The sequence below is a fragment of the Pseudomonas sp. VS40 genome (genome assembly GCF_018587885.1).
Lineage (GTDB): Bacteria > Pseudomonadota > Gammaproteobacteria > Pseudomonadales > Pseudomonadaceae > Aquipseudomonas > Aquipseudomonas pergaminensis.
Map to the genome: position 1 here is coordinate 934326 of NZ_JAGYWD010000001.1, position 21772 is coordinate 956097.

At 61.5% G+C, this 21772-nt stretch carries 18 protein-coding genes; 10 read left to right on the forward strand and 8 right to left on the reverse strand.

The window, feature by feature from the left end:
* The first annotated feature begins 6 nt into the window (after positions 1-6).
* From KHP07_RS04235 to KHP07_RS04245, 3 genes are read left to right on the forward strand one after another with little or no spacing between them, the layout of a single operon-like run.
* On the forward strand, positions 7-918 hold the full coding sequence (locus KHP07_RS04235) for an ABC transporter permease subunit (RefSeq protein WP_099494034.1): 912 nt from the start codon (positions 7-9) through the stop codon (positions 916-918).
* A gap of 10 nt (positions 919-928) precedes the next feature.
* Positions 929-1897 carry an ABC transporter ATP-binding protein gene (locus tag KHP07_RS04240; protein ID WP_078046855.1) on the forward strand — a complete coding sequence of 323 codons (969 nt, stop codon included), beginning with the start codon at positions 929-931 and terminating at the stop codon, positions 1895-1897.
* On the forward strand, positions 1897-2868 hold the full coding sequence (locus KHP07_RS04245; protein WP_078046854.1) for a peptide ABC transporter ATP-binding protein: 972 nt from the start codon (positions 1897-1899) through the stop codon (positions 2866-2868). Before KHP07_RS04240 ends, KHP07_RS04245 begins: the two co-directional genes overlap by 1 nt.
* 78 nt (positions 2869-2946) lie before the next feature.
* On the opposite strand, the gene KHP07_RS04250 is transcribed toward KHP07_RS04245, so the two are convergent.
* The 4 genes from KHP07_RS04250 to KHP07_RS04265 form a co-directional block, all read right to left on the reverse strand.
* Positions 2947-3423 carry a hypothetical protein gene (locus KHP07_RS04250; protein ID WP_214496639.1) on the reverse strand — a complete coding sequence of 159 codons (477 nt, stop codon included), beginning with the start codon at positions 3421-3423 and terminating at the stop codon, positions 2947-2949.
* A 197-nt stretch (positions 3424-3620) separates the two neighbouring features.
* Positions 3621-3881, reverse strand: coding sequence for a hypothetical protein (locus tag KHP07_RS04255; RefSeq protein ID WP_099494033.1), 261 nt, complete (start codon positions 3879-3881; stop codon positions 3621-3623).
* 97 nt (positions 3882-3978) lie between these two features.
* A complete protein-coding gene (locus KHP07_RS04260) occupies positions 3979-4224 on the reverse strand; it encodes a hypothetical protein (RefSeq protein WP_214496640.1) in 246 nt (81 codons plus the stop codon).
* Positions 4225-4397: 173 nt separating this feature from the next.
* Complete coding sequence (locus KHP07_RS04265; RefSeq protein WP_078046847.1) at positions 4398-5981, reverse strand: peptide chain release factor 3; 1584 nt, start codon at positions 5979-5981, stop codon at positions 4398-4400.
* A gap of 295 nt (positions 5982-6276) precedes the next feature.
* Between KHP07_RS04265 and KHP07_RS04270 the strand changes: the two genes are divergently transcribed.
* The 5 genes from KHP07_RS04270 to KHP07_RS04290 all read left to right on the forward strand — a co-directional run bounded on the left by KHP07_RS04270 (position 6277) and on the right by KHP07_RS04290 (position 11669).
* The gene (locus KHP07_RS04270) at positions 6277-7029 is read left to right on the forward strand and encodes an ABC transporter permease (protein WP_234454787.1); all 753 of its coding nucleotides are present in this window, start codon (positions 6277-6279) and stop codon (positions 7027-7029) included.
* A gap of 20 nt (positions 7030-7049) precedes the next feature.
* Positions 7050-7946 (forward strand): glycine betaine ABC transporter substrate-binding protein, encoded by an 897-nt coding sequence (locus KHP07_RS04275; protein WP_078046846.1) that lies wholly within the window; start codon positions 7050-7052, stop codon positions 7944-7946.
* 11 nt (positions 7947-7957) lie between these two features.
* Positions 7958-8611: an ABC transporter permease gene (locus tag KHP07_RS04280; RefSeq protein ID WP_065900622.1), complete on the forward strand. Its 654-nt coding sequence runs from the start codon at positions 7958-7960 to the stop codon at positions 8609-8611.
* On the forward strand, positions 8608-9765 hold the full coding sequence (locus tag KHP07_RS04285; RefSeq protein WP_078046845.1) for an osmoprotectant ABC transporter ATP-binding protein OsmV: 1158 nt from the start codon (positions 8608-8610) through the stop codon (positions 9763-9765). Before KHP07_RS04280 ends, KHP07_RS04285 begins: the two co-directional genes overlap by 4 nt.
* 740 nt (positions 9766-10505) lie before the next feature.
* Entirely contained in the window at positions 10506-11669 is a 1164-nt protein-coding gene (locus KHP07_RS04290) for a type III PLP-dependent enzyme (protein WP_014716890.1), read from the forward strand.
* Positions 11670-11719: 50 nt separating this feature from the next.
* On the opposite strand, the gene KHP07_RS04295 is transcribed toward KHP07_RS04290, so the two are convergent.
* Complete coding sequence (locus KHP07_RS04295; RefSeq protein WP_078046844.1) at positions 11720-12472, reverse strand: tetratricopeptide repeat protein; 753 nt, start codon at positions 12470-12472, stop codon at positions 11720-11722.
* Position 12473: 1 nt separating this feature from the next.
* Positions 12474-13154 carry a Fe2+-dependent dioxygenase gene (locus KHP07_RS04300; protein WP_078046843.1) on the reverse strand — a complete coding sequence of 227 codons (681 nt, stop codon included), beginning with the start codon at positions 13152-13154 and terminating at the stop codon, positions 12474-12476.
* Between the two features lie 206 nt (positions 13155-13360).
* On the opposite strand from KHP07_RS04300, the gene KHP07_RS04305 reads away from it, so the two are divergent.
* Both KHP07_RS04305 and KHP07_RS04310 read left to right on the forward strand, forming a co-directional pair.
* Positions 13361-15646, forward strand: coding sequence for a TonB-dependent receptor (locus KHP07_RS04305; protein WP_214496641.1), 2286 nt, complete (start codon positions 13361-13363; stop codon positions 15644-15646).
* A 136-nt stretch (positions 15647-15782) separates the two neighbouring features.
* Positions 15783-18308, forward strand: coding sequence for a PepSY domain-containing protein (locus KHP07_RS04310; protein ID WP_214496642.1), 2526 nt, complete (start codon positions 15783-15785; stop codon positions 18306-18308).
* A gap of 108 nt (positions 18309-18416) precedes the next feature.
* Here the strand turns inward: KHP07_RS04310 and KHP07_RS04315 are convergent, their stop codons facing one another.
* Positions 18417-19958: an alkaline phosphatase D family protein gene (locus tag KHP07_RS04315; protein WP_099494025.1), complete on the reverse strand. Its 1542-nt coding sequence runs from the start codon at positions 19956-19958 to the stop codon at positions 18417-18419.
* Positions 19959-20061: 103 nt separating this feature from the next.
* Positions 20062-21768, reverse strand: a complete 1707-nt coding sequence (locus KHP07_RS04320; RefSeq protein WP_099494024.1) for a PTS fructose-like transporter subunit IIB — start codon at positions 21766-21768, stop codon at positions 20062-20064.
* Positions 21769-21772: the final 4 nt, after the last annotated feature.

Genomic DNA, 21772 nt, shown 5'->3' on the forward strand with positions numbered 1-21772 from the left:
ATGACCATGACCACACCTACTCAAGTGTCAGCAGTCGATCAAAGCCTGCTGTACCCGTCCCCGTACAAAGAATTCTGGCAAGCCTTCTCCAAGAACAAAGGCGCGGTTGCCGGCCTGCTGTTCATGTTGCTGATCGTGTTCTGCGCGATCTTTGCCCCGTGGGTTGCACCGCATAACCCAAGCGAGCAGTACCGCGACTTCCTGCTGACCCCGCCGGCTTGGCTGGAAGGCGGGCAGATACAGTTCCTGCTCGGCACCGATGAACTGGGCCGTGACCTGCTCTCGCGCCTGATCCAGGGCTCGCGCCTGTCCTTGCTGATCGGCTTGTCGTCGGTCGTGATGTCGCTGATCCCGGGGATCCTGCTGGGTCTGTTCGCCGGGTTCTTCCCGCGCCTGCTCGGCCCGACCATCATGCGCCTGATGGACATCATGCTGGCCCTGCCGTCGCTGCTGCTGGCCGTTGCCATCGTCGCGATCCTCGGCCCTGGCCTGATCAACACCGTGATCGCCATCGCCATCGTGTCGCTGCCGTCCTACGTCCGCCTGACCCGCGCGGCGGTGATGGGCGAACTGAACCGCGACTATGTGACTGCCGCCCGCCTCGCCGGCGCCGGCCTGCCACGCCTGATGTTCATCACCGTGCTGCCTAACTGCATGGCGCCGCTGATCGTCCAGGCCACCCTGAGCTTCTCCTCGGCGATCCTCGACGCCGCGGCCCTGGGCTTCCTGGGCCTTGGCGTACAACCGCCAACCCCGGAGTGGGGCACCATGCTGGCTTCGGCCCGTGACTACATCGAACGCGCCTGGTGGGTGGTGAGCCTGCCTGGTTTGACTATTTTGCTCAGCGTGCTGGCAATCAACTTGATGGGTGACGGCCTGCGCGACGCGCTGGACCCGAAACTCAAGAACGCCGCCTGAGGAGATTCCCATGTCACTGTTAGAAATCAAGAATCTCAATGTCCGCTTCGGCGACAAGACCGCCGTGCCGGTGGTCGATGGCCTCGACATTTCCGTCGACAAAGGCGAAGTACTGGCAATCGTTGGCGAGTCGGGGTCGGGTAAATCCGTGACCATGATGGCGCTGATGGGCCTGATCGAGCACCCCGGCATCGTCACCGCCGATGCCCTGAACTTCGACGGCAAGGACATGCTCAAGTTGAGCAGCCGCCAGCGCCGCCAGATCGTCGGCAAAGACCTGGCGATGGTGTTCCAGGACCCGATGACCGCGCTGAACCCCAGCTACACCGTGGGTTTCCAGATTGAAGAAGTGCTGCGCCTGCACCTGAAAATGTCCGGCAAGCAAGCGCGCAAGCGGGCCATCGAGCTGTTGGAAAAAGTTGAGATCCCAGGCGCTGCCAGCCGTATGGATGCCTACCCGCACCAACTGTCCGGCGGCATGAGCCAACGTGTGGCCATCGCCATGGCGATTGCCGGCGAGCCAAAGCTGCTGATTGCCGACGAACCGACCACCGCGCTGGACGTCACCATTCAAGCGCAGATCATGGACCTGCTGCTGGCCCTGCAGAAAGAGCAGAACATGGGCCTGGTGCTGATCACCCACGACCTCGCGGTCGTGGCCGAAACCGCCCAGCGCGTGTGTGTGATGTACGCCGGCCAAGCCGTGGAAGTCGGCCAGGTGCCGCAACTGTTCGACATTCCGGCGCACCCGTACAGCGAAGCCCTGCTCAAGGCGATCCCCGAGCACAGCCTCGGCGCCACGCGCCTGGCTACGCTGCCGGGTATCGTGCCCGGTCGTTATGACCGTCCGCAGGGTTGCCTGCTGTCGCCGCGCTGCCCGTACGTGCAGGAAAACTGCCGTACCCAGCGCCCCGGCCTTGACCCGAAAAGCAACAGCCTCGCGCGCTGCTTCTACCCCTTGAACCAGGAGGTGGCGTAATGGCCGTCGTTCTTACTGCCCGCGACCTGACCCGTCACTATGAAGTGTCCCGTGGCCTGTTCAAGGGCCACGCCACGGTGCGTGCCCTCAATGGCGTGTCCTTTGAGTTGGAAGCCGGCAAGACCCTCGCCGTCGTCGGCGAGTCGGGTTGCGGCAAATCCACCCTGGCCCGTGCGCTCACCTTGATTGAAGAGCCGTCCTCCGGTTCCTTGAAAATCGCCGGCCAGGAAGTCGCCGGCGCCGACAAGGCCCAGCGCAAGCAACTGCGCAAAGACGTGCAGATGGTGTTCCAGAGCCCGTACGCCTCGCTCAACCCACGCCAGAAAGTCGGTGATCAACTGGGCGAGCCGCTGTTGATCAACACCAACCTGTCCGCCGCCGAACGCCGTGAGAAAGTGCAGGCGATGATGAAGCAAGTGGGCCTGCGCCCCGAGCATTATCAGCGCTACCCGCACATGTTCTCCGGTGGTCAGCGCCAGCGCATCGCCCTGGCCCGCGCCATGATGCTGCAACCCAAAGTGCTGGTGGCGGATGAGCCCACCTCCGCACTGGACGTGTCGATCCAGGCCCAGGTGCTCAACCTGTTCATGGACCTGCAGCAAGAATTCAACACGGCCTACGTGTTCATCTCCCACAACCTGGCGGTGGTCCAACATGTTGCCGATGATGTGATGGTGATGTACCTCGGTCGCCCGGTGGAAGTGGGCCCCAAGGAGGACATCTACGCGCGTCCCCTGCACCCGTACACCCAGGCGCTGCTGTCGGCCACCCCGACCATCCACCCGGACCCGAACAAGCCGAAGATCAAGATTGTCGGCGAGTTGCCCAACCCACTGAACCCACCGCCTGGCTGCGCGTTCCACAAGCGCTGCCCGTATGCGACCGCACGGTGCAGCACCGAGGAGCCGCAGTTGCGGCCGCTGGATAACCGCCAAGTGGCTTGCCATTACGCGGAGCAATTTGTGGCGTGACACCGCAACAAAAATGCCCTGGGTGACTAAGCCCAGGGCATTGCATGTGTTCTACAGCCCTTCCCATCAGGTTGCGCATCAGCCTGGCGGGAGGGGTTTTCTTTTGGGCTTGGATGGAAAACGCTTGCGCAGGGTTTTACCCCAGGGAGCAGCCCCCTTGACGTCGCCCTCGCCCTTTATCGAAATAACACCGCCGTTCAGGGCAACCTCAATCCCAAAAATGAGCTTAACGCGCCAAATGCCCGGATCGCTGGAAGAAAAGTCCGCCGCTTCCCGAACCACGTAGCCGCCCTGCCAACTATTAGGTCGACCGCCGACAGTGTAATGAACCGAGGCTTGATACTCGTCATGGGAACCGTAGGTGTATTTCTTACTTTGCGGGTCTCGTTCTGGAATATAAAGCGTCAGCTCGACATCTACACCATCGCTTGCAGTGGAACGGGCTTGAACCACGAAATCCTCGCTTTGGTCATCAGCCACAAAACCCAGATCGGTCGATTCAAAGGCCTGAGCTCCCACTTTCCATTTAAACCGTCCCGTCGCGTTGTTTTTCATGGTGCTCTCCTGTTTCAGGCATTGAACGGCCCCTGGATAAAGACACCTGAAAAATAAGGAGACGAGCGCCGGCCGTCTACTGTCAAACCTGACAGGTCGGCTCAGCAATCAAAGGTAATGGGGAGCGTCAAAGAATGCGTTCCCACGCAGAGCGCGGGAACGATCGCGGGCATTACAGGCAGGGGGGCCCAGGCGTATCAGGTGTCGCTGTCACCTTCAGTGTCATCGTCATCTGGCGGCGCTTGCTGGTCGTCATCATCCTTTGAGCCGCCCTGATCTTCGTCACCGGGTTCCGACTCGCTCTTGGCCAGTTGCAATCCACCGGCCTGCACCGTCTTCGCCGCCACAAAGCCCGGCGCCTGGCTCTGCACAGCCGCATTGGCCCATGCGGACGAGATGCCCAGGGATAACATCACCAACACTTTCAGCAACAGCACTACACGTTGAAAGATAGTCATGGTCGATTTCCGTCCAGTCAGTGAATCACGTGCGGCGGCGTACGACCGTCGCTGTGGATTAAGCTAGTTCCGATCCTGGGTTTGCGCCAATTACGCCTCAGGTATCGCCATCATCGTAGGTTTCGCTGTCTTCGCCCTCGTTGTAAGGGTTTTCTGCATCCTCCTTCGGCGCCGGCTGGGCCTGGGGCTGCCAGCTGCCAGAGTTGACCTCGTTCTGTTTGCGCTTGGTGACCGGTCCAGTGTCCTTCCACTGGGGGGTGCCTGCACCCGCCAACGCCCAGGCGGCAGACAACCCCAAGACGCCAAGCAGCACCAGTTGAATGGCGCATCGAGTTAAACGCATCAGGAACTCCTATTCCGTCGGTGAATCGGTGAAATATGTGAACGCTAGACCGGATACGGGGTTAGCGCCAATTCAGTAGGAGCCGGCTTGCCGACTCCTACTGGTTGGGTTTGTGGCGAGCATGAAAAAGGGCGAAGCCATTACAGCTTCGCCCTTTATCGACCGCTTGGACCTTAGTGGTGCTCGCGGGTCGCGCGGAATTTCACATCTGGCCAGCGCTCTTCCATCAGCGCCAAGTTGACCCGGGTCGGCGCCAGGTAGGTCAGGTGACCGCCGCCGTCCACCGCGAGGTTTTCCACGGCTTTGTTGGAGAACTCTTCCAACTTCTTCTTATCGCTGCACTCGATCCAACGCGCGGAGTACACGGTGATTGGCTCGTAGGAGCATTCGACCTTGTATTCCTCTTTAAGGCGGCTGGCGACCACGTCGAACTGCAGCACGCCGACGGCGCCGAGGATGATGTCGTTGCTGCGCTCGGGGAAGAACACCTGGGTGGCGCCCTCTTCCGCCAGTTGCTGCAGGCCCTGGCGCAGTTGCTTGGACTTGAGCGGGTCACGCAGGCGCACGCGGCGGAACAGTTCCGGGGCGAAGTGCGGGATACCGGTAAAGCCCAGCGCTTCGCCTTCGGTGAAGGTGTCGCCGATCTGGATGGTGCCGTGGTTGTGCAGGCCGATGATGTCGCCGGCGTAGGCTTCTTCGAGCTGTTCACGCTCGGAGGAGAAGAACGTCAAGGCGTCGCCGATGCGCACGTCCTTGCCGGTACGCACGTGGCGCATCTTCATGCCTTTTTCGTATTTGCCGGAGCAGATGCGCATGAAGGCGATACGGTCGCGGTGCTTGGGGTCCATGTTCGCCTGGATCTTGAACACGAAGCCGGTGAATTTCTCTTCCACCGGTTCCACGGTGCGCTCGTTGGCAACACGGGCCAGAGGCTTGGGCGCCCAGTCGACAACGGCGTCGAGTACATGGTCGACACCGAAGTTGCCCAGGGCGGTCCCGAAGAACACCGGGGTCAGTTGGCCGTCGAGGAACTCCTGCTGGTTGAACTCATGACAGGCGCCCTGCACCAGTTCCAGCTGATCGACAAAGCGGTCGTACTCGTCACCCAGGTGGGCGCGGGCTTCGTCGGAGTCGAGTTTCTCGATGATCTTGGTTTCGGTGCGCTCGTGACCGTGGCCGGCGGTGTAGACAATGATGTAGTCGTCAGCCAGGTGGTACACGCCCTTGAAGTCGCGGTAGCAACCGATCGGCCAGGTGATCGGCGCGGCCTTGATCTTCAGGACGGCTTCGATTTCGTCCAACAGTTCGATCGGGTCGCGGATGTCGCGGTCGAGTTTGTTGATGAAGCTGACGATCGGCGTATCACGCAGACGGCACACGTCCATCAGCGCGATGGTGCGGGGCTCGACGCCTTTACCGCCGTCGAGGACCATCAGCGCCGAGTCCACCGCGGTCAGGGTGCGGTAGGTGTCTTCGGAGAAGTCTTCGTGGCCCGGGGTATCGAGCAGGTTGACCATGTGGTCGCGATACGGGAACTGCATGACCGACGTGGTAATGGAAATACCCCGTTGTTTTTCCATTTCCATCCAGTCGGAGGTGGCATGGCGGTCGGATTTGCGGGATTTCACCGTGCCGGCCACCGCGATTGCCTTGCCCATCAGCAAGAGCTTCTCGGTGATGGTGGTTTTACCGGCATCGGGGTGGGAAATAATGGCGAAAGTGCGGCGTTTCGCGACTTCGGCGGCCTGGTGGGTCATGGGAAATCGCCTGGCAGGTGAGTCAAAAAAGGGCGGCGAGTATAGCGCAAACCCCAGGGGCCGGACCACCGTTCACCCGATTGGGGGTGGCTAATTGCTGCCAAGTGTGGAACCTTTTAAAAGGTAGAGACGTCCACTCCCCTGCTGCCGCACTCGGAACAGGGGCTGATAAATCAGCAAGTTAGCCTGACGAGGCTGCGCTCATGGCTCGATCGCATACCGCGTTGCCGGTATCGGCGAGCTGCTTTTCGCGAACTCATTCGCCGACAGCCAGGAATGGCATTGCCGCTCGGAAATGTGTTCGCCGACAAAAGAAAAAAGGAGTCCGCCTGTGGCTATTCGCTATGGCAAAGGGCTGATAGGAGGAGCGGTTGTCGTCGCCCTCCTGGCCCTGCTGGTCCACTGGATCGGCATCAACACGATCGAACTGTACCGCGACGATTTGTTGTTTTACCTGCAAGCTCATCTGATCCTCGTTCTTGTCTCCATGCTGGCCGCCCTGATTGTGGGCATCCCCGCCGGTATCCTGCTCAGCCGACCGAACATGGTCGGGCGTGCAGAACGCTTCATGCAGATCTTCAACATCGGCAACACCGTCCCTCCCCTGGCCGTACTGGCCATCGCCCTCGGCGTCCTTGGCATCGGCAGCGGCCCGGCCATCTTCGCGCTGTTCCTCGCCTCGTTGCTGCCCATTGTGCGCAACACCTACGAAGGCCTCAAAAACGTTCAAGGCTCACTGAAAGAAGCCGCCACCGGCATCGGCATGACGCCGCGCCAGGTGCTGTTTCGCGTGGAATTGCCCAACGCCGTGCCGATCATCATCGGCGGTGTGCGCGTGGCCCTGGCGATCAACGTGGGGACCGCCCCGCTGGCCTTCCTGATCGGCGCCAACAGCCTGGGCAGCCTGATCTTCCCCGGCATCGCCCTGAACAACCAGCCGCAATTGCTGCTTGGCGCCGCGTGCACCGCGTTGCTGGCATTGCTGCTCGACGGTCTGGTGACCATGGCCAGCCGCCTCTGGCTGGAACGCGGGTTGCGTCCGTCTTAAGGCTTGGCAAAGGAAATCACATGAAAAGACTGACCCTGATATTGAGCTGCGTCCTGCTGCTTGCAGGTATTGCGCAAGCTGCCGAAAAACCTGTGATCCGCATCGGCGCCCGGGTGTTCACCGAACAGACCCTGCTGGCCGAAATCACGTCCCAGTACCTGCGTACCAAGGGCTATGACGCCCGTGTGACCGGCGGCCTGGGCAGCAACCTGGCGCGCAGTGCCCAGGAAAGCGGGCAACTGGATCTCATCTGGGAATACACCGGCGTGTCGCTGGTGGCCTACAACCATGTCGACGAGAAACTCGACAGCGAACAGTCCTACGCTCGGGTGAAAGAACTCGACGCGAAAAAAGGCCTGGTCTGGCTCTCACCGTCGCGCTTCAGCAACACCTACGCCCTGGCCCTGCCCGAGAATGTGGCCAAGGAGTTCCCGCAGATCAATAGCATCAGCGACCTGACCCAAGCCCTGGCAGAGAAAACCAAAGGTACGCGCCTGGTGGCCCTGGACACCGAGTTCGCCAACCGTTCCGACGGCATGGGCGGCATGGTCAAGCTGTATGACATGAACCTCACGCGCAAAAACACCCGGCAGATGGACGCCGGCCTGGTCTACACCGCCCTGCGTAACGGCCAAGTGTTTGCCGGTTTGGTCTACACCACCGACGGTCGCCTGAACGCCTTCAAATTGAAGCTGCTGGAAGACGACAAGCACTACTTCCCGGACTACACCGCCGCACCGGTGATCCGCCAGGAATACCTCGACCAGCATCCAACCCTCGCGGCTGAACTCAAACCGCTGGCCGACCTGTTCGACGACGAAACCATGCGCCAGCTGAACGCGCGCGTCGACGTCGACCATGAAAGCCCATCCGCTGTTGCCGCCGATTTCCTGCGCCAGCATCCCATCAATCAATAAGAGGAGAAGACATGGAATTCCTGAACGCCTTTTCCCATCTTGATTGGGCCCAAGTCCTGCACCTGACCTGGCAGCACATCACCCTGGTCGGCATCGCCGTGCTGCTGGCGATTTTTATCGGTGTGCCCCTGGGCATTCTGATGACGCGCTTCCCGACCCTCGCCGGCCCATTGCAGGCCAGCGCCACGGTGTTGCTGACCGTGCCGTCCATCGCGCTGTTCGGCCTGCTGCTGCCGTTCTATTCCAAGTTTGGCCAGGGCCTGGGGCCGATGCCGGCGATCACCGCCGTGTTCCTCTACTCCCTGCTGCCGATCATGCGTAACACCTACCTCGCCCTCACTGGCGTCGAGCCGGGCATTCGCGAAGCCGCACGCGGCATCGGCATGACCTTCGGCCAGCGCCTGCGCATGGTCGAACTGCCCATCGCCGTGCCAGTGATCCTCGCCGGCGTGCGCACCGCCGTGGTGATGAACATTGGTGTGATGACCATCGCCGCCACCATCGGCGCCGGTGGCCTGGGTGTACTTATTCTGGCTTCCATCAGCCGCAGCGACATGTCGATGCTGATCGTTGGCGCCGTGCTGGTCAGTCTCCTGGCCATCTTCGCCGACCTGCTTCTGCAATGGCTGCAACGCTCGCTGACTCCAAAAGGACTGCTCAAATGATCGAACTTCAAAACCTGACCAAGACTTTTCAAAGCAACGGCAAGACTGTCTCTGCCGTGAACGACGTAAGCCTGACCGTCAACGAAGGCGAGATTTGCGTATTCCTCGGCCCGTCGGGCTGCGGCAAGAGCACCACGCTGAAGATGATCAACCGCCTGATCAAGCCCACCTCGGGCAAGATCCTGATCAACGGCGAAGACACCACCGACCTCGATGAAGTGACCCTGCGTCGCAACATCGGCTACGTGATCCAGCAGATCGGCCTGTTCCCCAACATGACCATCGAGGAAAACATCGTGGTGGTGCCCAAGCTGCTTGGCTGGGACAAACAGAAATGCCATGACCGCGCCCGCGAGTTGATGAGCATGATCAAGCTGGAGCCCAAGCAGTACCTGCATCGCTACCCGCGTGAGCTGTCCGGTGGCCAGCAACAGCGTATCGGCGTGATCCGTGCACTGGCGGCCGATGCGCCGTTGCTGCTGATGGACGAACCGTTCGGCGCGGTCGACCCGATCAACCGCGAGATGATCCAGAACGAATTCTTCGAGATGCAACGCGCGCTGAACAAGACCGTGATCATGGTCAGCCACGACATCGACGAAGCCATCAAGCTGGGTGACAAGATCGCCATCTTCCGCGCCGGCAAGCTGCTGCAGATCGACCATCCGGACACCCTGCTGGCGCACCCGGCCGACGAGTTCGTCAGCAATTTCGTGGGCCAGGACAGCACCCTCAAGCGCCTGCTGCTGGTGAAAGCCGAAGACGCGGCAGACAACGCCCCCTCGGTGAGCCCGGAGACCCCGGTGGCCGATGCCCTGGAACTGATGGACGAAACCGACCGCCGCTACGTGGTGGTCACCTGTTCCGAGAACAAGGCGCTGGGGTATGTACGACGTCGCGACCTGCACCGTCAGACCGGCACCTGCGGCCAGTATCTGCGCCAGTTCAACGCCACGGCGGCGTACGACGAGCATTTGCGCATCCTGCTGTCGCGCATGTACGAGTTCAACCGCTCGTGGTTGCCGGTGATGGATGCGGAGCGGGTGTTCCTCGGGGAAGTGACCCAGGAGTCGATTGCCGAGTACCTGAGCTCTGGTAAGTCGCGTGGGGGCAAGACCAGCATCGTCTCCCCTGCCGAGACGGCGCTCGCATGACCTGACGCGCCGCGTTCAACATGTGGGAGCGGGCTTGCTCGCGAAGGCGGAGTGTCAGTCAACGGATGCATTGGCTGAAACACCGCCTTCGCGAGCAAGCCCGCTCCCACATTGGATCTTCAGAGTGCCTGAAACACCTCAAATTGCCCCCTCCGGGGAACATCATTCCGTCACACCTGTCGGTTACATAAGTAGCTGCACGTGGCTCCGCGACGAACGCGTGCAAAAACGCGACATTTTTAGTTGATCTATGGCCCCTCACGTCCTAAAGTTCGCGCCGAACGTCCATGCTGGAAACGATCCATCCGGCTCAAGTACTGACGACGAGACAGCAAGGCCAAGGGAAGCGGTTATTCCCATGGCCTTTTTGCTTTCGGCGACATGCCTTGGGAAGTAGGCGAACCAAAGTGGGGATACGGAGGACGTTCAGGAGGGTGTGTCATCAATGAATTCACGAGTGCGCCGGCGCCTGCTTTTGCGCAGGGCAAGGCATGAGGACCGAAGTTTGGTTGTTCCAAATGAGGTCCGAGTAACGCAGCCCTGCGCAAAAGCAGGCCCGGCCCTTCGGGTTGTGCCTGAGCGCGCGCCATGCTGCGTTGCAGGCCTTGCGAAGGGAATAGCCATTAGCTGCGGCCTGCGCCTTGCCTGGCACGCGCTCAGGCGCAACGCACTCGCGAATTCATTGATGACACACCCTCGCACCCATTGATCAAATTAGTTTGCCCTTAGGAGTTCCCAGCATGTCGATCAACGTCGAAGATTATTTCGCGCGCGCCACTTTTGACAAAATGAAGGCGTTCGCCGACAAGCAAGAAACCCCGTTCGTGGTGATCGACACCGCGATGATCAGCCAGGCCTACGATGACCTGCGCGCCGGTTTCGAATTCGCCAAGGTCTATTACGCAGTCAAGGCCAACCCGGCTGTCGAGATCATCGACCTGTTGAAAGACAAGGGTTCGAGCTTCGACATCGCCTCGATCTACGAGCTGGACAAGGTCATGGACCGTGGCGTCAGCGCCGACCGTATCAGCTACGGCAACACCATCAAGAAATCCAAGGACATCCGCTACTTCTACGAGAAGGGCGTGCGCCTGTTCTCCACCGACTCCGAAGCCGACTTGCGCAACATCGCCAAGGCCGCGCCGGGTTCGAAAGTGTATGTGCGTATCCTCACCGAAGGCTCGACCACGGCTGACTGGCCGCTGTCGCGCAAATTCGGCTGCCAGACCGACATGGCCATGGACCTGCTGATCCTCGCCCGTGACCTGGGCCTGGTGCCTTACGGCATCTCGTTCCACGTGGGCTCGCAGCAGCGCGACATCAGCGTGTGGGACGCGGCGATCGCCAAGGTCAAAGTGATCTTCGAGCGCCTGAAGGAAGAAGACGGCATCCACCTCAAGCTGATCAACATGGGTGGCGGCTTCCCGGCCAACTACATCACCCGCACCAACAGCCTGGAAACCTACGCTGAAGAAATCATCCGCTTCCTCAAGGAAGATTTCGGCGACGACCTGCCGGAAATCATCCTGGAGCCGGGCCGTTCGTTGATTGCCAACGCCGGTATCCTGGTCAGCGAAGTGGTGCTGGTGGCGCGTAAATCCCGTACCGCCGTCGAGCGTTGGGTGTACACGGATGTGGGCAAGTTCTCCGGCCTGATCGAAACCATGGACGAAGCCATCAAGTTCCCGATCTGGACCGAGAAGAAAGGCGAGATGGAAGAAGTGGTCATCGCCGGCCCGACCTGCGACAGCGCCGACATCATGTACGAGAACTACAAGTACGGCCTGCCGCTGAACCTGGCGATTGGTGACCGCTTGTACTGGTTGTCGACCGGTGCCTACACCACCAGCTACAGCGCGGTAGAGTTCAATGGCTTTCCGCCACTGAAATCGTTCTACGTCTGATCATCCCGCCCGGGAACGATCAATCTTTGTAGGAGCCGGCAAGCCGGCTCCTACGGGTTTAGGTGCATAGCGCGACCTTTGTATAGTTCGGCCATCGCGCGGATTTGCGCATTGTCTGCCGCCTCCAACGCCTTCTGCGCCGTGCGCAGAAACTTCAAATTCCCGCCCGCCAACGCCTCTCGCAACCACTCCAGCGCCGCTTCGATTTGACCTCTGTCAGCCAACACCGCCGCATAGCTGAACTGCCCGCGAAAATCCCCGGCTTCGGCGGAGCGTCGATACCAATCCACGGCGGCATCCAAATCTCTTGGGCAGCATTGTCCGTCTTCCAGATAACGGCCCAACAGGTTCATCGACTTGGCATGGCCTTGTTCCGCTGCCTGGCGATATAGGCTCAGCGCTAGTTGCTGGTCTTGGGCAATACCACGCCCGGTCGCCAGCAGATTGGCGTAGTTGTATTGCGCCCAATCCAACCCTGCCTCGGCGGCCAAACGGTAATTGCGCGCCGCTGCCGCTTCATCCGCCGCACACCCCCAGCCATGTTCCAAACAGCGCCCAGTCATATTGCGCGCCATCAGGTGACCGCCCTGCGCCGCAATCTGGAACCAGCGCAGCGCCAAGGCTTCATCGCGCTCAATGCCACGCCCTTCCAGCAGGATTTGCCCGAGCAGCGCCTGGGCATCCACCACGCCTGCCTTGGCCGCGATCAGGATGGCCTGGGCTGCACGCACCGGGGAGTCGTCGAGCATGGATTGGAGTTGTTCGACGTTGAGTACTTCTTCACGACGTAACAAAAAACCCACGTCAGACCTCGACCCAGCGGCGCAACAGGTTGTGGTAGGTGCCGGTGAGCTGGATCAGCGCGGGGTGGTCGGGCACGTCGGCGCTCAGTTGCTGGATCGCGCCGTCCATTTCGAACAGCAGGGTGCGCTGGCTGTCTTCGCGCACCAGGCTCTGGGTCCAGAAGAACGAGGCATAGCGTGCGCCACGGGTGACAGCATTGACTTTATGCAGGCTGGAGCCGGGGTACAGCACCATGTCGCCGGCTGGCAACTTCACGCGCTGCAGGCCGAAGGTGTCCTGGATCTCCAGTTCGCCGCCGTCGTATTCGTCCGGATCACTGAAGAACAAAGTGGACGACAGGTCGGTGCGCACCCGCTCATGGCTGCCACGCGCCTGGCGCACGGCATTGTCGATGTGGAAGTCGAAGCTGCCACCGGCCGTGTAGCAATTGAGCAATGGCGGGAAGACTTTATGCGGTAACGCCGCTGACATAAACAGCGGGTTTTTCCACAACCGTTCGAGCATCGCCGCGCCGATTTCCTTGGCCAGCGGGTGGCCCTCGGGCAATTGCAGGTTGTGCTTGGCCTTGGCGGACTGGTGCCCGGCGGTGATTTTGCCGTCGGCCCAGTCGGTGTTTTCCAAAGCCTGGCGAATGCGCTGCACCTCCTCACGAGAGAACAGGCCGGGAATGTGCAGCAGCATGGGGCAACACCTGAATTCGGAGAGGCGTCAATGGTATTGATTCTTATCCGCTCTGTAAAACGTGGCAGACGAACGAGTTCGTAAAAACCGTAAGCAAAAAGTGTAAAGAATGTAAATTCAATGCAATTAGCAATGTATCGCAATTGATAGAAAGTCTTGTTCACCCTATATTCCGCGGCCTCACATCCTTGGGGAAAGGACACGTCATGTCGCGCACCATTACAAAAATACCTGCCAGTTCACCTCGCATGCTGGCCTCTGCCATCGGCGTGGCCCTCAGCGCCAGCTCTGTCGCCCACCTGGCGCAAGCGGCCGAAGACACTGGACAAAAAGGCCAGCGCAACAGCATCTCCCTGGGCGCCACCAGCATCACCGGGGAAGAGCAGGACAACACCTCCTACCAGGTCGAAAAAGCTTCGTCGCAGAAATACACCGCGCCGCTGGTCGACACGCCGCGCTCCGTCACCGTGGTGCCGCAACAAGTGCTCAAGGACACCGCCGCCACTTCGCTGCAGGATGCCTTGCGCACCGTCCCGGGCATTACGTTCGGCGCCGGCGAAGGTGGCAACCCCCAGGGCGACCGCCCGTTCATCCGTGGTTTTGACGCTCAAGGCGACACCTACCTGGACGGCGTGCGCGACACCGGCGGCCAGAGTCGCGAGATTTTCGACATCGAGTCGATTGAAGTGAGCAAGGGCCCGAACTCTTCGTTCGGCGGTCGCGGCTCGGCCGGTGGCAGCCTCAACCTGGTGAGCAAGACCCCACAAGCACGGGACTTCACCAATGGCGGCTTCACCTACGGTTCCGACCAGACCCGCCGCTACGTGCTCGACGTGAACCGCCAGTTCCTCGACGACAGCGCCGCGTTCCGCCTGAACCTGATGAGCCACGAACAGAACGTGGCCGGTCGCGACGCGATCAATTACGACCGCTGGGGCGTGGCACCGTCGCTGACCTTTGGCCTGGGCACCCCGACCCGCGTCAACCTCAGCTACTACCACCTGGAAAGCAATGACCTGCCGGATTCGGGGATCCCGTACGGCTACGGCTCGTCGACCGCGACTGCCCACGTGCATGACAAACCCAACGACGGCGGCGACAGCAACAACTTCTACGGCCTCAAGGACCGTGACTTCCGCAAGACCCGCGCCGATATCAGCACGTTCTCCATCGAGCACGACCTGAACGACACCATGACGCTGAAAAACACCCTGCGTCACGGCAGCACTGGCCAGGATTACATCCTGACGCAACCGGATGACAGCAAACTCAACGTCAACCGGTTCGGCACCGTGTGGCGCCGCGCCAACAGCCGGGTCTCGACCACAACGACCACCACCAACCAGACGGACTTGTTCGGCAGCTTCCAGGCGTTGGGCTTCAAGCACAGCTATTCCACCGGCCTGGAGTTCACCGGCGAAGAAACCCGCGTGAGCAGCTACACCATCAGCCCCAACGCCAACCCGATCTGCACCGTGGCCAAAGGCAGCCTGGGCGGCCAGTGCACCTCCCTGAGCAACCCGAACCCGGATGACGCCTGGACCGGCAGCATCGCACGCAACTACTACGGCACCGCCACCAAGGCCACCAGCCGTGGCGCCTATGTATTCGACACCATTGAGCTGGACCCGAAATGGCTGCTGAACGTCGGCCTGCGCTATGACACCTTTGACACCGTTGCCAACACCGATTCCGCGACCGGCCGCAGCAAAATCAAAGAAGACAGCCAATTCTTCAACTGGCAGGCCGGCCTGGTCTGGAAGCCTGTGGAAAACGCCAGCGTCTACGCGTCCTACGCCACCTCGGCAACGCCTGCCGGCGGCCTGGTCGGTGAAGGGTCGGACGGCAACCCATTGTCAGCCGGTGCCGCCACCAGCGACCTGCAGCCGGAAGAAACCGTCAACTACGAGCTGGGCACCAAATGGGACCTGTTCCACGATCGCCTGTCCCTGACCGCCGCGGTGTTCCGTACCGAGAAGAAAAACACGCGCATCCTGGTCGATGCCCTGACCTATCAGAACGCAGGTGAGTCCCAGGTCGACGGCCTGGAATTGTCCGCCAGCGGCAAGATCACCGACCAATGGCAGGTGTTCGCCGGCTACAGCTACCTCGACAGCGAACTGGTCAAATCCGGCCTGAACGGTCGCAACGGCGTGGTCAGTTCGGGTTCGAACAAAGGCAATCAAATGCCCAACACGCCGAAGAACACCTTCAGCCTGTGGACCACTTACGACGTCACCTCCAAGCTCACCATCGGTGGCGGCGCGTTCTATGTGGACCAGGTCTACGGCGATGCCGGCAACACTGTTTATGTACCGTCCTACACCCGCTACGACGCCATGGCCAGCTACAAACTGACCAAGAACGTCGACCTGCAATTGAACGTGCAAAACCTGACGGACAAGACTTACTACGACAAGGCCTTCTCGACCCATTTTGCCAACCAGGCGGCCGGTCGGACGGCCCTGTTCTCCACCAATTTCCACTTCTAAACAGCAACGCCACGCAGCAAATAGCCCCACGCATCGGATGCGTGGGGCTTTTGCGTGTAAAACAGAAAGTTTCTCGAAAAGCCACGGCATAATGCGCGCCGTGCCCTACATATCCAGATAGACGAGGCGGTCAGACGTGTTGAAGAAAACCCTGTTCCAGTTGCACTGGTTCTTCGGCATTACCGCCGGGCTGGTGCTGGCCTTGATGGGGATCACCGGGGCTGCGGTCTCGTTTCAGGATGAAATACTGCGCACGCTCAACCCGAGCGTATTGACCGTGCAAAAACGCGACGCCGGCGTACTGCCGCCCGCCGAGCTGGTGCGCAAGCTGGAGGCCACCGAAGGCCAGACCGTGGCCATGCTGTTCGTCGAGAGCGAAAGCGGCAACGCTGCACGCGTGTTCTTCACCCCGCCGCCCGGCGAGCGCCGTGGCCAGTTGCGCTATTTCGATCCCTACACCGGCGACTACATGGGCGACGTGGTCGGCCAGGACGTCTTCGGTTTCCTGCTGCAATTTCACCGTTTCCTGGTGATGGGCGATACCGGGCGCAACATCACCGGTGCCTGCACGCTGATCCTGGTGTTCTTCTGCCTCTCCGGCCTGTACCTGCGCTGGCCGCGCCAAGTGGCGAGCTGGCGGGCCTGGCTGACGCTGGACTGGCGCAAGAAAGGCCGTGCCTTCAACTGGGACCTGCACTCGGTAGTCGGCACCTGGTGCCTGCTGGCCTACCTGTTGTCGGCGCTGACCGGTTTGTATTGGTCCTACGACTGGTACAGCCAGGGCCTGACCAAACTGCTGTCCGACGCCCCGCACAACGAACGGGTGCGCAAGCGCGGCCCGGCACCCGAGGGTGCGGCGCCCGTGGCCAACTACGACGCGATCTGGAGCAGTATCTACAGCAACGCCGGCCCCGGCTTGAACGCCTACAACATCCGCATGCCCGCCGTCGCGGGGCAACCGGCAACCGTCTACTACCTGCTGGAAAACTCGCCCCATGACCGCGCACTCAACCAGATCAACCTGGACCCGGCCACCGGAGAGGTCAAATCCCACGACCAGTATGCGAACAAGAGCCTTGGTTCCAAACTGCTGACCAGCGTCTACGCACTGCACACCGGCAGTTATTTCGGCCTGGTGGGGCGGATTATCCTCACGCTCAGCTCGGTGTTGATGCCGCTGTTCTTTATCACCGGCTGGTTGCTTTACCTGGATCGCCGGCGCAAAAAGCGCCAGGTGCGTGATGCGCGCAAATGCCTCACGGCCAACCACAGCGATGCGCCAGCGTGGCTGATCGGCTTTGCCAGCCAGAGCGGATTTGCCGAGCAGCTTGCCTGGCAAACGGCTGGGCAATTGCAGGCGGCTGGCCTGCCGGTGAAGGTGCAACCCCTGGGCAGCGTCAGCCAGGATGACCTGCGCCAGTCGGAAAACGCGCTGTTCGTGGTCAGCACCTTCGGCGACGGCGAAGCCCCCGACAGCGCCCGCGGGTTCGAACGCAGCGTGCTCGGCCAGGACCTGTCCCTCAAGGGCCTGAACTATTCGGTGCTGGCCCTGGGTGATCGTCAATACGAACACTTCTGCGGCTTCGCGCGGCGCCTGCATTTCTGGCTCACCCACCAGGGTGGCAATGCATTGTTCGCCCCGGTGGAAGTCGACAGCGGCGACACCAGCGCCCTGCTGCACTGGCAACAACAGCTTGGCCAACTCACCGGCCAAGCGGCGGTCAGCGCCTGGCCAACCGCCCAGTATGAAAACTGGACACTCAGCCAGCGCACCCTGCTCAACCGCGACAGCGCCGGCTCGGATGTCTATTTGCTTGGCCTTACCTCGCCGTCGCCCCAACGCTGGCAAGCCGGCGACCTGGTGGAAGTGTTGCCACGCAATTGCCCCTGGGCCATCGAACATTTCCTCGAAGGCCTGGGCCTGGCCGGCAGTGACGGCGTATTGATCGAAGGCCTCGCGCAATCCCTCAACCAGGCCCTGGCTACCCGCCAACTGCCGGACAACCGCGCGCATCTGGTCGGCCTGCACGCCCAGGCACTGGTCAACGCGCTGGTGCCTTTGGGCATGCGCGAATACTCCATCGCCTCGATTGCCAGCGACGGCGTGCTGGAGTTGATCGTGCGCCAGGAGCGCCACCCCGATGGCAGCCTGGGGCTGGCGAGCGGCTGGCTCACCGAGCACGCCACCGTCGGTTCAAGCATCAGCCTGCGCCTGCGCCGCAACAGTGGTTTCCACCTGCCGGAGGCCCCCGTGCCTCTGATCCTGCTGGGCAACGGCACCGGCCTGGCCGGCCTGCGCAGTTTGCTCAAGGCACGTATTGCCGATGGCCAGCAGCGCAACTGGTTGCTGTTCGGCGAACGTAATATCCAGCACGACTTCCTGTGCCAGGACGAGCTGCAAGGCTGGCTGGCCAGTGGTGACCTGGCGTTGCTGGACCTGGCGTTTTCCCGCGATCAGGAAGAGAAAATCTACGTGCAGGATCGCCTGCGTGAATCGGCGGATGTACTGCGCAAGTGGCTGTCGGAAGGCGCGGCGATTTATGTGTGCGGGAGTTTGCAGGGCATGGCGGCTGGGGTGGACCAGGCGCTGGTGGACATACTCGGCAGAGAGGCGGTGGATCGGCTGATCGAGCAAGGGCGTTATCGCCGCGACGTCTACTGACCTCCCCCTCTACTGTAGGCGCCGGCTTGCCGGCGATGAGGCCCTTGAGCCCTGCATTCCTCTCAAGGGCGCCATCGCCGGCAAGCCGGCGCCTACAGGGGGCGGGGCTTAGGCGGGTTGTAGCTTTTGTTCGAATACCGAGACGCCATCCAGGTCGCGCAGAATGACCGTCAACTCCGCTGTCTGCGCATCGATCTGCACTTCGCCAAAAAACTGAAAACCCGCGAACGGCGAGGTGTTCTGTGCCGGCGGAGCCTTCTCGAATACCACTTCGGGGCCAAAGGTTTTATCCAGCGGGTTGGGCCCGAAACTCCCCGCATTCAACGGCCCGGCGACAAACTCCCAGAACGGCTCGAAATCCTGGAACGCCGCGCGATCCGGGTGATAGTGGTGCGCTGCGCAGTAATGCACGTCGGCCGTCAGCCACACATGGTTGCGTACTTTTTGCGCCCTTAAAAAGCCCAGCAACTCTGCAATTTCCAGCTCGCGCCCTTGCGGCGCACCCGGATCGTTGTTGGCGATGGCTTCCCAACGCGCCACACCGGGGCTGACCTCACCGTCGGGCACGCCGAGGCCGATGGGCATGTCGGCGGCGATCACCTTCCACTGCGCCTGAGACGCCTTGAGTTCACGCTTGAGCCAATCCAACTGCTCGCGGCCAAGGAAGGGTTTTTCAGCGCCCAGGTTGTCATCGTTGGGCCCGCGATAGCTGCGCATGTCCAGCACGAACACATCCAGCAGTGGACCGTAGCTGAGCTTGCGATAAATCCGCCCGCCGCCATCGGCGCTTTGCCGGCGCATGGGGGAGTACTCCAGCCAAGCCTGGCGCGCACGGCCCACCAAGGTGTTGATGTCCTTTGTCTGGTAACGCTCGTCCAGTTGCTTGCTCGGCGACCAGTTGTTCACCACTTCGTGGTCGTCCCATTGCCAGATCTGCGGCACCTCGGCGTTGAAGCGACGCACGTTTTCATCCATCAGGTTGTAGCGGTAATTGCCGCGATATTCATCCAGGGTCTCGGCGACTTTGCTCTTGGCTTCGGTGGTGATATTGCGCCAGATGCGCCCGCCTTCGGTGGTCAGTTGCGCCGGCACCGGGCCGTCGGCGTAGATGGTGTCGCCGCTGTGGATAAAGAAGTCCGGCAGGCGCAGGCGCATGGCTTCGTAGATGCGCATGCCGCCGATGTCCGGGTTGATGCCGAAGCCCTGGCCAACGGTGTCGCCGCTCCACACAAAACGGATGTCGCGGCGCTGTTGCGGCACGCTGCGCAGGTGGCCGAACCAGGGTTCACTGGCGACGCCGGTCTGGGCATCTTCGAAGTGCACGCGATAGAAAATCGCCTGGTCGGCGGGCAGTCCGGTGAGTTCGACGCGTGCGGTGAAGTCGGTGCGATTGTCGGCCAGGGGCGAGATGAACCGGCGCGGGTTGCTGAAGACGCTGCGGGTGTCCCACTCCACCACCATGCGGGCTGGGCGGTCGCTGCGGCTCCAGATCATGGCGCGATCACCGAGCAGGTCGCCGGACTGCACGCCGTCGGTGAGTTGCGGCCGGTCCTTGACCGACGCGATCACTGCCGGGGCCAGGCCCGGCAACAACAGGCCGGCGCCGACGGCTTGCATCACGCGGCGACGGCCGAGATCGAAGTGGCTCATGCAGGTGCCCTCTTGAGTATCAAAAGGGAAACTTAACCACGTCGGGATGAAAGCCAGATGACACCCATTCCCTGTAGGAGCCGGCTTGCCGGCTCCTACAGGGTCAGGCAGGGGCGACGGCCAGCTCTTGCGCTTCGGGGCGTTTGATCAGCGCGTACACCAACCCCGTCAGCAGGCTACCGGCAACGATTGCCAGCAAATACAGCAACGCATGGTTCATCGCATTCGGGATCACCAGCACCGCCAGCCCGCCGTGGGGCGCTGCCAGTTTGCAACCAAAGTACATCGACAAGGCACCGGCCAACGCGCCACCGGCGATGCTGGCCGGGATCACGCGCAGCGGATCTTTGGCCGCAAAGGGAATCGCACCTTCGGAAATGAACACCATCCCGAGAATGATCGCCGCCTTGCCAGCTTCCCGCTCCGTCTGGGCGAACTTGCGGCGGGCCAGGAACGTGGCGATGCCCATGCCGATGGGCGGCACCATGCCCGCGGCCATCACCGCGGCTATCGGCGCGCCACTGTGCTCGGCGAGCATGCCGACCGAGAACGCGTAGGCGGCCTTGTTGATCGGCCCGCCAAGGTCGACGCACATCATGCCGCCCAACAGAACGCCCAGCAGCACGGCATTGGCGGTGCCCATGGTGTTGAGGAATCCCGTCAGGCCCACCAGCATCCGCGCCACCGGCGGCCCGACCAGATAGATCATCGCAAGGCCGGTGAACAGGCTCGCCAACAACGGGATGATCAGGATCGGTTTGAGCGCATCCAGGCTCTGCGGCAGTTGCACCGCGCGGCTGATCAGCTTGACGCAGTAGCCGGCGAGGAAACCGGCGAATATTCCGCCGATGAAGCCTGCACCCAGGGTCGTCGCCAGCAGCCCGCCAATCATGCCGGGGGCCAGGGCGGGACGGTCGGCAATGGAGTAGGCGATATAGCCCGCCAGCAGCGGCACCATCAACATAAAGGCCTGGTTACCCACCGTTTTCAACGCGGCGGCGAGGGTGCCTTGCTCTTCAAACGCCGTGATGCCGAACATGAATGACAAGGCGGTCAACAATCCACCCGCCACCACCATCGGCAACATGAACGACACCCCGGTGAGCAGGTGTTTGTAGACGCCGGTTTTTTCCTTCTTGGCCACGGTACCGCTGGCCGCGCTTTCCACCGCGCCTTCAGCAAGGGCTTTGTTAAGGGTGGCTTCGGATTGCTTGAGGGCAATGCCGGTGCCGCAACGGTAGATCTTCTTGCCGGCGAAGCGCTCGGTGGCGACTTCAATATCGGCGGCCAGCAACACCACGTCTGCATCAGCGATGGCCTGCGGGCTCAAGGGTGTACGGGCACCGACCGAGCCTTGGGTCTCGACCTGCAAGTCGTAGCCCAGACGCTTGGCGGTCTGCTGCAAGGCCTCGGCCGCCATGAAGGTGTGGGCGACGCCCGTCGGGCAAGCGGTGATAGCAACAATACGCGGCGCTTTTTTGGCCGCGTGTTCGGTGGCGACATGCACCTGCGCCTCTTCGGCGCCGCGCCGCAATACAGCGTCGACATCTGCCAGGGCCTGGGCCGGTGTGCTCTGGAACACACGCTTGCCGACAAACCGCTGCATATCCACCGGGGTGCTGCTGACCAGCAACACCCATTCGGCGTCGTCGATCGTGGCTTGGGACAACTGGCGTTCCGGGCGCTGCACATCCACCACTTCAACGCTGGTGCTCCAGCCCTGACGCTGCGCGGCGGCGTCCAACAAGCGAGCGCACAGCACACTGGTGACCATGCCGTTCGGGCAGGCAGTAACAATGGCTAACTTCATCACA